The following is a 12,558-nucleotide window of genomic DNA, read 5'->3' on the forward strand; positions in this document are numbered from 1 at the left end:
CGACGCTGGCACCGGACGCGTGCCGCGTGGACGGCTCTCCCCAGGGTTGCTCCTCCTCCGGTCGCGATATGTCAGCTCTGGGAGGCGAATTGGCTGACATCTCGCGACCGGAGCGTGGGGTGCGTGCGCCGACAAAACCGGCTGTGGAGGACGGGATGCGGATCGGCTGTGGAGGACGGGATGCGGATCGGATGTGGAGGACGGGGCGGGGACGTGGAGGGGCGGGTCAGAGCAGCGCGGCGGCCTGACGGGCAGCGCCCAGGGCGACGTACTCGCCCGCGGCCGGCACCTCGACGGGGATGCCGAACACCTGCGGCGCGATCTCCCGCACGGCCTCCGACTGCGCCCCGCCGCCGATCAGCAGCGCTCGCCGCAGCGGCACTCCCGCCTCCCGCAGGGCGTCGAGTCCTGCGCGGAGCCCCGAGAGCATGCCCTCCACCGCGGCGCGCGCCAGGTTCTCGCGCGTGGTCGAGGCGAGGGTCATACCGCTGAGGGTCGCCGTGGCATCGGGCAGGTTGGGGGTGCGCTCACCCTCGAAGTAGGGGACGAGCGAGAGTCCTGCCGCTCCGGCCGACGCCGACAGAGCCAACCTGCTGAGCTCGTCATGGTCGACTCCGAGCAGGGCCGCCGTGACGTCGAGCACCCGCGCCGCATTGAGCGTGCAGACCAGGGGGAGGAAGTGGCCGTCGGCCGACGCGAACCCCGAGATGATGCCGGACGGGTCGGCGGAGGGCTCCGCGCTCACCGCGAAGACCGTGCCGCTGGTGCCGATCGAGACAACGACGTCGCCGGGGCCCGCGCCGAGTCCGAGTGCGGCCGCCGCATTGTCGCCTGCCCCCGGCCCGACCCGGCGACCGCTCGCATCCTCCACGGATTCGTCCGCACCGAGCACGCGCGGCAGCAGGACGTCGTGTCCGAGGGCTGCGATCAGCAGCTCGCGATCGTAGCCTCCGGTCGTGGGGCTCCAGTATCCGGTGCCGGATGCATCGGAGCGGTCGGTCACGAGCTGATCCAGCGCGGGTCCGAGAGGCGCGCTTTCGGCGCCTGCCGGTCCGTAGCCGCGGAGTCGCCACGTCAGCCAGTCGTGGGGGAGGGCGACCGCCGCCACGCGAGCCGCGTTCTCGGGTTCGTGGTCGCGCAGCCAGCGCAGCTTCGAGATCGTGAACGACGCCACCGGCACCACGTTCGTGCGCTCGGCCAGCTCCTGCGCACCGAACTCGGCGACGAGGTCGGCCGCTGCCTCCGCGGAGCGCGTGTCGTTCCAGAGCAGCGCATCGCGGATGACGGCGCCCGAGGCGTCGAGCGCCACCATCCCATGCTGTTGCCCGCCGATGGCCCACGCCGTGACGTCGTCGAGACCCCCGGAAGCCTCGATCGCGGCGGTCAGCGCGGACCACCACGCTTCAGGATCGACCGAGGTGCCGTCGGGATGAGGGGCGCGACCGCTGCGCACCACCGCTCCCGTCTCGGCGTCGACGACGACGACCTTGCATGCCTGCGTCGACGAATCGACGCCGAGGACGAGCGCCATCAGCCGATCACCGGGCGCCCAGCAGGTGCTCGGTCGCGAGCTGCTGGAGGCGGACGAACCCGAAGCCCTTGCCGCCGAGGTAGGCGTCGGCATCGAACTCCTCGTAGGCGCTGCGGTCGGCCAGGAAGGCGTCGTAGGACTCGCCCTCGTCGAGCGTCGGCGTCGAGAGTTCGGCGACCTTCGCGGCGGCCAGCGCCTCCTGCACCTCGGGGTCGGCGCGGAAGGCCGCAGCACGCTCCTTCAGCAGCAGGTAGGTCCGCATGTTGGCGGCAGCCGAGTCCCAGACCCCCGTCTCGTCCTCCGTGCGAGAGGGCTTGTAGTCGAAGTGACGGGGTCCCTCGTAGGCGGGCACGCCGTTCGGGCCGCCGTTCTCGAGCAGGTCCACCAGGGAGAAGGCGTTGTGCAGGTCGCCGTGGCCGAACACGAGGTCCTGGTCGTACTTGATGCCGCGCTGGCCGTTGAGGTCGATGTGGAAGAGCTTGCCGTGGTACAGGGCCTGGGCGATGCCGGCCGTGAAGTTGAGACCCGCCATCTGCTCGTGTCCGACCTCGGGGTTGACGCCGACGAGCTCGGGGCGCTCCAGGGAATCGATGAACGCGATCGCGTGGCCGAGGGTGGGGAGCAGGATGTCGCCACGCGGCTCGTTCGGCTTCGGCTCGATCGCGAACCGGATGTCGTAGCCCTTGTCGGTCACGTAGTCGCCGAGCAGGTTGACGGCTTCCCGGTAGCGCTCCAGCGCGGCACGCACGTCTTTCGCCGAGTCGTACTCCGCGCCCTCGCGGCCACCCCACATGACGAACGTGCGCGCACCGAGCTCTGCGCCCAGGTCGAGCTGACGGAACACCTTGCGCAGCGCGAAGCGGCGCACCTGGCGGTCGTTCGAGGTGAAGCCGCCGTCTTTGAAGACGGGGGCGCTGAACAGGTTCGTGGTGACCATCGGCACGACGAGACCCGTGTCGGCGAGCGCACCCTTGAGGCGGTCGATCTGCGTCTGGCGCTCGGCATCCGTCGACCCGAAGGCGAAGAGGTCGTCATCGTGGAAGGTGAGCCCGTAGGCGCCGAGTTCCGCCAGCTTCTCGACGGCGTGCACGACGTCGAGGGCCGGACGCGTCGGACCGCCGAAGGGGTCGGAGCCGTTGTATCCGACGGTCCAGAGACCGAACGAGAACTTGTCGGCGCGGGTCGGGGTGAGGCTCATGATGCTCCTTCGCACGGGCGCACGGCGGCGTGCGCGTATATGTTGTTGACAGCAACTTATACGGAGAAGAGCAGGATGTCCAGCCTCCTAGACTGAGACACCGAGCGGGAATGCGAGGACCACGTGACCGAACCCGGGGAGGGCGCCGCCGCCAAGGACGCGAACGGCGGGGTGCGTGCCGGCAACCTCGCCCGTGTGCTCCGTCTCGTCCATCTGGGCGGCGAGCAGTCGCGCGCCCAGCTGACCGCCGTGACCGGACTGAACCGCTCGACCATCGCGGACCTCGTCGCAGAACTCGCCGGTGACGGCTGGGTCGTCGAGCGCGAGCCGGGACCGGTGGGCCGGGTGGGGCGCCCGTCGCCCGTGGTCGCCGCAGCTCCGACGACGGTCGTGATCGCCGTGAACCCCGAGGTCGACGCGGTCGAGATCGCAGCGATCGACCTCGCGCGCACGATCGCGGTGCGGGAACGGATCGAGTCGACCTCGCTGCTCGGTGCGGACGAGGTGGCGCCCCTCGTCGCCGGAGTGATCGACCGCTGGACACGCGGTGCGCTCGCAGGGATGCGCGTGATCGCGGTGGGGGTGGCGGTGCCCGGTCTGGTGCGTGCCGCGGACGGACTCGTGCGCAATGCGCCGCACCTGGGATGGACCGATCTGCCGCTGCGTGCATCCATCGCCGCGGCGACCGGGCTCCCGGTGGCGGTGGGCAACGATGCGAGTCTCGGTGCGCTCGCCGAGCACCTGTTCGGTGCCGCCCAGGGCGTGGACGATCTCGTCTACCTCAACGGCGGCCCCTCCGGCATCGGCGGGGGGATCATCGTGCACGGGGCGCCGGTGGGCGGTGTGGGCGGATTCGCCGGTGAGTTCGGCCAGAACCGCGTCGACGTCTCCTCCGATGCGGTCCTGGAAGACGTCGTCAGCAGGGCGCGGTTGCTGGCGGCGCTCGGTCTCGCGGTGGCAGACGAGGCGACGCTCGCCAGCGCGCTCGCCGCGGCGGCCGATGAGGACGCCGTCCGCGCCGAGTGCTCCCGCCAGCGGGCCTTCCTCGCGCAGGCGATCGCCGACGCCGTCAACATCCTGAACCCCTCCGTCGTCGTCCTCGGCGGATTCCTCGCCCTCCTCGCGAGCGTCGACGTGGAGGGCTTCGCCGCGGACGTGGCAGCTCGAGCGATGACCGAGAACGCGGAAGGTCTGCGCATCCTCCCCGCCTCCCTCGCGGCAGACCGCCTGCTGTTGGGTGCCGCCGAACTCGCGTGGACGACCGCCCGCGTCATCTGACACCCCCTCCGAGAACACCCTGCAGCCGCGGAGAGTCGGACACTACGCTGAGTCACGTGACGAACTCGCGCGACATGGTCCACATCCCGGGCGGCACGTTCCTGATGGGGTCCGAGGACTTCTACCCCGATGAACGCCCGGTGCACGAGCGTGAGGTCGCCTCGTTCTTCATCGACCGCTATCCGGTGACCAACGCGCAGTACGCCGAGTTCGTGGACGCGACGGGGTACGTGACCGTCGCCGAACGGGAGCTCGATCCGGCCGCATTTCCGGGCGCCGACCCTGCCGACCTCGTGCCCGGAGCGATGGTCTTCACGCCGACGTCGGGACCGACGAATCTCGGGGACTGGCGCAACTGGTGGCGTTGGCAGCCCGGAGCCTTCTGGCGTCGACCCTTCGGACCGGACTCCTCGATCGACGACCGGATGCAGCATCCAGTCGTGCACGTCGCGTTCGAGGACGCGGTGGCGTACGCGGACTGGGTCGGGATGCGGCTGCCCACGGAAGCCGAGCACGAGTACGCGGCGCGCGGCGGCCTGGAAGGCGCGCCGTTCGCGTGGGGGGACGAGCCGTACCCGGGCGGCGTCGCCCAAGCGAACTCCTGGCTCGGTCGTTTCCCCTACGACAACCAGGGTGTCGGCGGCACGGCGCCCGTCGGCTCCTATCCGCCGAACGGCTACGGCCTGTACGACATGATCGCCAACGTCTGGGAGTGGACGACCGACTTCTACACTCCGCGGCACCTGCGTCTCTCCGACACCCCGGTCGATGCGGGGAAGCGGACGAACCTCCTCGCCGCAGCGAGCGCGCAGGAGGGCTTCCCCGGCATCCCTCGTCGCGTGCTCAAAGGTGGATCCCACCTGTGCTCGCCGGACTACTGCCTGCGGTTCCGGCCTGCCGCGCGCTCGCCGCAGGCGGAGGACACGGGGATGTCGCACATCGGCTTCCGCCTCACCCGCTCCGAGTGAGGCGTCCTGGGTTTCGGCCCGTGGACCTGTTTGGCTTCGACCGAGGGCATCCGCCCCCTCTCACCGGTTGAAGCAAGGAGTCACCCATGGCCGAGAAGCCCAACATCCTCATCATCTGGGGCGATGACATCGGCATCAGCAACCTGAGCACGTACTCCGACGGTCTGATGGGCTATCGGACGCCGAACATCGATCGGATCGCCGATGAGGGCGTGAAGTTCACCGACTACTACGGCGAGCAGAGCTGCACGGCGGGACGTGCGGCCTTCATCACCGGCCAGAACCCCTATCGGACCGGACTCACCAAGGTGGGGATGCCCGGCGCGAAGCTGGGCCTCCAGCCCGAGGACCCCACGATCGCGGACGCGCTCAAGCATCACGGCTACGCCACGGGGCAGTTCGGCAAGAACCACCTCGGAGATCGAGACGAGCACCTGCCCACCGCGCACGGCTTCGACGAGTTCTTCGGCAACCTCTACCACCTCAACGCGGAGGAGGAGCCCGAGCACCCGGACTACCCGACCGACGAGGAGTTCCCCGGCTTCAGCGAGAAGTTCCGCCCGCGCGGTGTGCTCCACAGCTGGGCGAACGCCGACGGAACGCAACGGATCGAAGACACCGGACCGCTGACCAAGAAGCGCATGGAGACGGTCGATGAGGAGTTCCGCGATGCGGCGGCGGACTTCATCCGCACGCAGGCAGACGACGACACCCCCTTCTTCGTCTGGTTCAACTCCACCCACATGCACTTCCGCACCCACACCAAGGAAGAGAGCAAGGGGCAGGCGGGACGCTGGCAGTCGGAGTACCACGACACGATGATCGATCACGACGGCGTCGTGGGCAGTCTGCTCGACCTCCTCGATGAGCTGGGGCTGGCCGAGAACACGATCGTCATGTATTCCACCGACAACGGTCCGCACATGAACAGCTGGCCGGACGCCGGCATGACGCCGTTCCGCAACGAGAAGAACTCGAACTGGGAGGGCGCCTACCGCGTGCCCGCGATGGTCCGCTGGCCGGGTCACATCCCCGCCGGGACGACGCTCAACGGGATCGTGAGCCACAACGACTGGTTCGTGACCCTGCTCGCGGCTGTCGGCGATACGGACATCGCGGAGCGGCTGAAGTCGGGCACGGACTTGCACGGGACCGAGTTCACGGTGCACCTCGACGGCAACAACCAGCTCGACTACATCACCGGTGCCGTCGATCAGAGTCCGCGCCGACACTTCTTCTACGTCTCGGATGACGGCGACCTCACCGCACTGCGCTTCGACAACTGGAAGCTCGTGTTCCTCGAGCAGCGCGCCTCCGGGACCCTGCAGATCTGGCAGGAACCGTACATCGAGCTGCGATTCCCGAAGCTGTTCAACCTCCGCACGGATCCCTACGAGCGGGCGGACATCACGTCGAACACCTACTGGGACTGGGTGCTCGACCGGATCTTCCTGTTCGTGCCGGCGCAGGCATATGTGGCGCGCATGCTGCAGACCCTCGCGGAATTCCCGGCCCGGCAGGAATCGGCGTCGTTCACGATCAACCAGGTCATGGAGAAGCTGGAGGCGTCGACCGCCGGCAGCTCCTAAGCCCCCCTCCCGCGAGGCTCCGGTCGCGATATGGCAGCCAGAAATGGCCCGGAGGCTGTCATATCGCGACCGGAGCGACCGGAGTGGGGCGGAGCGGGGGTCAGTTCCGGGGCGGGCCGGAGGACTGACGGATGATGAGCTCGTGCGCGGTCGTGATCGTACGGGCCTCATCGCTCGCCGGGCGAAGGATGAGCGAGACCGCGTGCTGCCCCATCTCGAACATCGGGATCCGCGCGGTGGTGAGCGCGGGCGCGACATCCGGTGCGACGGCGATGTCGTCGAAGCCGACCACCGACATCTCTTCCGGCACGCGGGTGCCGTGCTGGCGCAGTTCGCTGAGAATGCCGATGGCCATGGCGTCGTTGAGGCCGACGATGGCCGTCACGTCCCGATCGAGTAGGTCTCTGGCCCCCGCGATGCCGCCCTCCCGGGTGAACTCCTGCGAGACCACGGTGAGTTCGACGTCGGTGTCGGCGGTGCCTTCGCGCAGACCCGCGATGCGGTCGGCGACCGTGTTGAGGTCCAGGGGCCCGGCGACGACGCCGATGCGGCGGTGTCCCAGCTCGGCGAGGTGACGGCCGACGGAGATACCGGCGCGGTGGTTGTCGGGGAGCACGGCGTCGACCGGAAGGTGGTGTCGACCGATGACAGCGGCGCGGCCACCGGCGAGGGTGAAGTCCAACAGGGCTTCGGACATGCCTAGCTCGCGGCGGTGGTCGGCGTAGCCGGAGCCGGCGATGATGATGGATCCCACGCGCTGGCGCAGCAGGGATTTGACCTGAGCGAGCTCGCTGTCGGGCGTGCGGTCGGCTTGTGCGATCTGCACGGAGCGGTTCTCGAGCGTCGCGCTGCGGATCACACCGCTCGCGATGTCCGAGAAGTAGGGGTCGCCGATCTCGTGCACGACGAGGCCGATCGTCGGGACGAGGCCGCCGGCGAGTCCTCGCGCGTGCATGTTCGGTTCGTAGCCGAGCCGATTGGCGACCGTTCTCACGTGTTCGGCGACCTCGGGCGATATCCCCGGTCCGCCCGTCATCGCCCGCGACGCACTCGCGAGGGAGACCCCTGCGGCTTCGGCCACATCAATGAGTCGTGGCGCGCCTTCACGCTTCACGAAACCTCCCCCTGTGGAGCAAGATCAACGCTGATTGCGAGGTAGGTTGCTCTTCGTTCTTCGATCCCACTATAGTGGCGGAAGCGCTTACGAAAGCGCTTTCGCTACGATGACGTAGGAGACTCGGATGACTGCACCCAGACACGGTCGACGGATCGCTGCGGCGATCGGGACGCTGTCGATCGCCGCGCTCACGGTTTCGGCCTGCTCGGCCCCCGGCGATGAGGCGGAGGGAGGTGGCTCGGACGATCCCATCGTCATCGGCATCTCGCTGCCGCTCACCGGCGACTTCTCCGAACCGGGCAAGGGTGTCGAGCGAGGCTACGAGGCCTGGCGCGACATCGTGAACGAGAGCGGGGGTCTCCTCGGCCGTCAGGTCGAGTTGAAGATCCTCGACGATCAGTCCAATGCCGACCGGGTGGTCTCGGACTACGAGTCGCTGATCGCCCAGGACGGCGTCGACCTGGTGTTCGGTCCGTTCTCGACACGACTGGTCGTGCCCTCGGCGCGCGTCGCGCAGGAGTACGGGATGTTGTTCGTCGAACCGGCCGGCGCTGCCGAGGAGGTCTTCGAGCAGGGCTTCGACAATCTCTTCTACGCGGCACCGGCCATCGCCAACGACCACTACAACAACCTCGCGGACTATCTGCTGGCCCTTCCTGAGGACCAGAGGCCGGAGACGGCCGCGGTCGCGGCGATGGACGACCCCTTCGCCCAGGGCACCGCCTACGGACTCCGGGACAAGCTCGAAGAGGCCGGCGTCGAGATCCTCGTGAACGAGGTCTACCCGCCGAACACCACGGACTTCTCCACGATCGCCGCGAAGATCGCGCAGTCGGATGCCGACATCGTGATCGGCGGCACGCAGTATCAGGATGCCGTCAACCTCATCATCGCGCTGCAGCAGCTGAACTATCAGCCGGAGCTCGCGGCGTTCTCGACCGCTCCGACGAATCCGGAGTTCGCCGCCGCGATCGGTGGTGCGACCGAAGGCATCCTCGCCCCCACGGGGTACTCGCCGAAGTCCCAGTTCCCCAGCAACATCGAGTTCGTCGAGAAGTACACCGAGATGCACGGCAACCCGCCGTCCGAGGACGAAGCCAATGCCTACACGACCGGTCAGGTCGTCGCGGCCGCGGTCGAGGCCGTCGGCTGCGCCGAGCAGGGGGACTGCCAGCAGGAGCTCATCGATTGGCTGCGGGACAACTCCGTCGACACGGTCGTCGGAGAACTCAGCTGGGATGAGACCGGCAAGCCCACGGGTGCGCACCTGATCCAGCAGTGGATCGACGGTGAGATCCTGATCGTCCTCCCCGAGGACGTCAAGGAAGCCGAGTTCCTCTACCCGAAGCCGACGTGGTGATCCGCACATCGTGAGTGGAGCACTGCTGCTGCAAAGCCTGATCCTCGGTGTCCTGCTGGGAGGGCTCTACGCCCTCCTGGCGGCCGGGCTCACGCTGTACTTCGGGATCATGCGCGTGGTCATGATCGCGCACTCGGCCTTCCTCATCCTGGCCGCCTACCTCGCGTGGTGGTTCAACAGGGAGACCGGGATCGATCCGCTCGTGTCGCTCGTCGTCACGGTGCCCCTGTTCTTCGTGACCGGTGTGGTGATGCAGCGGCTGCTGGTGTCGAGGCTCAAGCCCTTGACGCTGACCATGATGTCGGTGCTGCTCACGTTCGCGGTGGCGCTGATCATCGAGGGAGCGCTCGGGTTCTTCTTCACCGGTACCCAGCGGCGCATCCCGCTGCCGTACGCCAGCGCCAGCCTCGAGGTGTTCGGCGCGCAGGTGCCGGTGGTCAAGCTCATCGCCTTCGGGCTGGCGGCCGTGGCCCTCGCTCTCCTCTTCGTGCTGCTCAAGTACACGAAGTTCGGTCAGGCGCTGCGGGCGACCATCCAGCATCCGGAAGCCGCACGGCTGGTCGGCATCAACACCGATCGTGTCGCCGGCTACGGGTTCGGTCTCGGACTCGCGACGGCGGCGATCGGCGGCACCGCGCTCTCACTCGATGCCACGATCTACCCCTCGCTCCACTGGCACTGGATCGGACCGCTCATGGCGATCATCGTCGTCGGAGGGCTCGGCAGCATCCCCGGTGCCGCGATCGCGGCGCTCATCCTCGGCGTCGCGCAGAGCCTGCTCCAGCTTCCGCTGGGGCCGACCTGGGCGCAGACGGTCTTCTACGTCGCGCTCTTCGCCACGCTCATGTTCCGTCCGCAAGGTTTCTTCGGAGGTCGTCTTGCCCAGCGTTTCTAGCAGAGAGCCGATCGCCACCGAGACGGTCGTGATCGCGCCACCCGCTCCCGTGCGGAGAAGGTCGACGACGTGGGTGAAACTCGTCCTCCTCGTCGTCGGAGCCGCGCTCGTCCTCTCTTTCCCCACGATCGCCCCGAACCCGTACATCCTCTCGGCGGGCGTGGTGATCCTCAACTACGCCGTGCTGTCGACGGGGTGGAACTTCATGGGCGGGTTCACGGGATACATCTCCCTCGGACACGCCGCGTACTTCGGGCTCGGCGCCTACGGCACCGGTCTGCTGATCAAGTTCCTCGACCTTCCCGGATTCCTCGCCTGGATCGTGGCAGCCGTGGTCGTGGCGATCATCGCGATCCCGATCGGCATCGCCGCCCTTCGCGTCCGCGGTGCGTCCTTCGTGATCGTCTCGATCGCCTTCGTGCTGATCATGCTTCTGGTGTTCCAGAGCTGGCGCGACGTGACCGGTGGATCCGAGGGCCTGAACGTCCCGCGTCCGTTCGACGTTCTGCGGCCGGAGCACCACCGCATCTTCTACTACCTGTTCGCGGGACTCCTGGCGTTCGCGCTGGTGGTGTGGTGGATCATCGATCGGTCCAAGTTCGGCACAGCGCTCAAGTCGGTCCGCGAAGACGAGGACAAGGCGCAGTCGCTCGGTGTTCCGACCACGCGGTACAAGCTGATCGCCTACGTCCTGTCCGCGCTCTTCGTAGCGCTCGGAGGCGGTCTGTACGCGCTGTGGTTCGGCGACCTGGATCCGATCTTCCAGTTCTCGATCCTCATCGGCTCCTACATGGTGCTCATGGCGCTGCTCGGCGGGGTGCGGAACCTCTTCGGCCCGCTGCTCGGCGCTGTCGTGGTCGGGGTCGCCCTCGAGTACTTCAAGCTCGAGTTCGGAGACACGCAGTTCCACCTCATCGCCACCGGCATCCTGCTCGGCATCGTCGTGCTCTTCATGCCGGACGGCATCATCCCGGCCGTGAAGGGGCTCTTCACTCGCTCGTCGAACGCGGCCTCGATCCGTGAGGTCACCGCCGGCGAGCTGCTCGAGCAGAACAAGACGCGAACAGCGGATGCTTCGACGAAGGAGACGTCGTCATGAACGCCCCCACGGCTCAGCCCATGACCACACTCGAAAGCCTGAGCACGGTCTCGATGACGAAGTCGTTCGGCGGCGTCACCGCGGTCGACGGCGCCACGGTCACTTTCCAGGAAGGCAAGGTCAACGGTCTGATCGGGCCGAACGGCTCGGGCAAGACCACCTTCTTCAACTGCGTGACCGGGATGATCAAACCCGACTCCGGAGAGGTGCGCTACCGAGGGCAGGCGATCACGCGCAAGTCGCCCGACCGCATCGCGCGCGCCGGCATCGGGCGCAGCTTCCAGCTGTGCCGGGTGTTCCCGCGCATGACGGTGATGGAGAACCTGCTCGTCGCGGTGCGCAGCACGAACATCCGTCAGCAGCTCCGTTCGGCGCACGATCCGGAGGAGCTCGAGCGGGCGCGCAACTGGCTTCGACGCGTCGGAATCGACCACCTCGAGCACGCCGAGGCGCGAAACCTCAGCTACGGACAGCAGAAGCTCCTGGAGCTGGCAGGTGTGCTCATGGGCGAGCCCGACACGATCATGCTCGACGAACCCGCCGGAGGGGTGAACCCCGCGCTCATCGGCCGCATCGCCACGCTCGTGCGCGAGCTCAACGAAGAAGGCAAGACGTTCATCATCGTCGAGCACAACATGGAGATGGTCATGAGCCTGTGCGACCACGTCGTGGTCTTCGACCGCGGCCGCCAGATCGCCGAGGGAACCCCGGAGATCATCCAGCAAGACCCCCGAGTCCTGGAGGCCTACCTTGGAGTCTGAAGCGAAGAATCTGCTCGAGCTGCGCGACATCGAGGCCGGATACGGCCGTGCGGCCCTCGTGCTCCGCGGTCTCACGGTCGAGGTGCCGCCCGGGTCGGTGGTCTGTCTGGTCGGTCCGAACGGAGCGGGCAAGTCGACGGTGCTCAAGGTGGCCAGCGGCATGCTCAAGCCGCGGTCCGGAAGCATCCGCGTCGATGACCGCGACATCACCGGCGAAGGACCGCAGTCGATGCTGCGTCACGGGCTTGCACACGTCCTCCAGGGGCACAGTGTGTTCCGTGAGATGACGGTCGGCGAGAACGTGATGCTCGGTGCGTTCACGCTGAAGGACCAGACGGTCATCCAGGAGCGCATCGAGTTCGTCCAGAACCTGTTCCCGATCGTCGGGGAACGGTGGAAGCAGCTCGCGGGTCTCCTCTCCGGGGGTCAGCAGAAGCAGGTCGAGTTCGCACGCTCGCTCATGGTCAGCCCCAAGGTGGTGCTGCTCGACGAGCCGTCGATGGGACTCGATCCCAAGACCACGGAGAAGGTGTTCGAGCAGATCGTGCGGATGCGCGATGCCGGCACCGCCGTGCTGCTCGTGGAGCAGAACGCGCGGAGGGCGCTCGAGACCGCGGACATCGGTTGTGTCCTCGATCTCGGTCGCGTGCACATCTCCGGTCCGGCTTCCGAGCTTCTCGCAGATCCGACACTCGCCGCTCTGTACCTGGGCGGCAAGCCCTCGGTCACCGACGCGGGCTGAGGCCCTTCTCTCCTGCTCCT

11 protein-coding genes are annotated in these 12,558 nt (G+C 67.8%); 8 read left to right on the plus strand and 3 right to left on the minus strand.

Annotated elements, in window-relative coordinates; genetic code table 11:
• Nucleotides 1–226 precede the first annotated feature (226 nt).
• The gene (gene xylB / locus KV397_RS02690; RefSeq protein ID WP_261812109.1) at nt 227–1,531 is read right to left on the minus strand and encodes a xylulokinase; all 1,305 of its coding nucleotides are present in this window, start codon (nt 1,529–1,531) and stop codon (nt 227–229) included.
• A gap of 7 nt (nt 1,532–1,538) precedes the next feature.
• Entirely contained in the window at nt 1,539–2,729 is a 1,191-nt protein-coding gene (gene xylA, locus KV397_RS02695) for a xylose isomerase (protein WP_131492297.1), read from the minus strand.
• Between the two features lie 123 nt (nt 2,730–2,852).
• On the opposite strand from xylA, the gene KV397_RS02700 reads away from it, so the two are divergent.
• The 3 genes from KV397_RS02700 (at nt 2,853) to KV397_RS02710 (ending at nt 6,564) form a co-directional block, all read left to right on the plus strand.
• Nucleotides 2,853–4,007, plus strand: coding sequence for an ROK family transcriptional regulator (locus tag KV397_RS02700; protein ID WP_261812110.1), 1,155 nt, complete (start codon nt 2,853–2,855; stop codon nt 4,005–4,007).
• 74 nt (nt 4,008–4,081) lie between these two features.
• Nucleotides 4,082–4,975 carry a formylglycine-generating enzyme family protein gene (locus tag KV397_RS02705; protein WP_261812651.1) on the plus strand — a complete coding sequence of 298 codons (894 nt, stop codon included), beginning with the start codon at nt 4,082–4,084 and terminating at the stop codon, nt 4,973–4,975.
• A gap of 86 nt (nt 4,976–5,061) precedes the next feature.
• Nucleotides 5,062–6,564: an arylsulfatase gene (locus tag KV397_RS02710; RefSeq protein WP_047524431.1), complete on the plus strand. Its 1,503-nt coding sequence runs from the start codon at nt 5,062–5,064 to the stop codon at nt 6,562–6,564.
• A gap of 100 nt (nt 6,565–6,664) precedes the next feature.
• On the opposite strand, the gene KV397_RS02715 is transcribed toward KV397_RS02710, so the two are convergent.
• Nucleotides 6,665–7,678, minus strand: coding sequence for a LacI family DNA-binding transcriptional regulator (locus KV397_RS02715; RefSeq protein ID WP_261812111.1), 1,014 nt, complete (start codon nt 7,676–7,678; stop codon nt 6,665–6,667).
• Nucleotides 7,679–7,805: 127 nt separating this feature from the next.
• Between KV397_RS02715 and KV397_RS02720 the strand changes: the two genes are divergently transcribed.
• From KV397_RS02720 to KV397_RS02740, 5 genes are all read left to right on the plus strand, one after another.
• Entirely contained in the window at nt 7,806–9,041 is a 1,236-nt protein-coding gene (locus KV397_RS02720; RefSeq protein WP_197055682.1) for an amino acid ABC transporter substrate-binding protein, read from the plus strand.
• A 10-nt stretch (nt 9,042–9,051) separates the two neighbouring features.
• A complete protein-coding gene (locus tag KV397_RS02725) occupies nt 9,052–9,936 on the plus strand; it encodes a branched-chain amino acid ABC transporter permease (protein WP_047524433.1) in 885 nt (294 codons plus the stop codon).
• A 73-nt stretch (nt 9,937–10,009) separates the two neighbouring features.
• Nucleotides 10,010–11,035 carry a branched-chain amino acid ABC transporter permease gene (locus tag KV397_RS02730; RefSeq protein ID WP_047524434.1) on the plus strand — a complete coding sequence of 342 codons (1,026 nt, stop codon included), beginning with the start codon at nt 10,010–10,012 and terminating at the stop codon, nt 11,033–11,035.
• A 20-nt stretch (nt 11,036–11,055) separates the two neighbouring features.
• The gene (locus KV397_RS02735) at nt 11,056–11,796 is read left to right on the plus strand and encodes an ABC transporter ATP-binding protein (protein ID WP_131492331.1); all 741 of its coding nucleotides are present in this window, start codon (nt 11,056–11,058) and stop codon (nt 11,794–11,796) included.
• On the plus strand, nt 11,786–12,538 hold the full coding sequence (locus KV397_RS02740) for an ABC transporter ATP-binding protein (protein ID WP_131492300.1): 753 nt from the start codon (nt 11,786–11,788) through the stop codon (nt 12,536–12,538). The genes KV397_RS02735 and KV397_RS02740 overlap by 11 nt, the downstream gene beginning before the upstream one ends.
• The last annotated feature ends 20 nt before the right edge of the window (nt 12,539–12,558 follow it).

The sequence above is a fragment of the Microbacterium aurugineum genome, from assembly GCF_023101205.1.
In the GTDB taxonomy this organism is placed as follows: domain Bacteria; phylum Actinomycetota; class Actinomycetes; order Actinomycetales; family Microbacteriaceae; genus Microbacterium; species Microbacterium aurugineum.

Bases quoted from the DNA above. Each gene is read 5' to 3' on its own strand.
- xylB (WP_261812109.1), bottom strand. From the start codon at position 1,531: ATGGCGCTCGTCCTCGGCGTCGATTCGTCGACGCAGGCATGCAAGGTC.
- xylA (WP_131492297.1), bottom strand. From the start codon at position 2,729: ATGAGCCTCACCCCGACCCGCGCCGACAAGTTCTCGTTCGGTCTCTGG.
- KV397_RS02705 (WP_261812651.1), top strand. From the start codon at position 4,082: ATGGTCCACATCCCGGGCGGCACGTTCCTGATGGGGTCCGAGGACTTC.
- KV397_RS02710 (WP_047524431.1), top strand. From the start codon at position 5,062: ATGGCCGAGAAGCCCAACATCCTCATCATCTGGGGCGATGACATCGGC.
- KV397_RS02720 (WP_197055682.1), top strand. From the start codon at position 7,806: ATGACTGCACCCAGACACGGTCGACGGATCGCTGCGGCGATCGGGACG.
- KV397_RS02735 (WP_131492331.1), top strand. From the start codon at position 11,056: ATGACCACACTCGAAAGCCTGAGCACGGTCTCGATGACGAAGTCGTTC.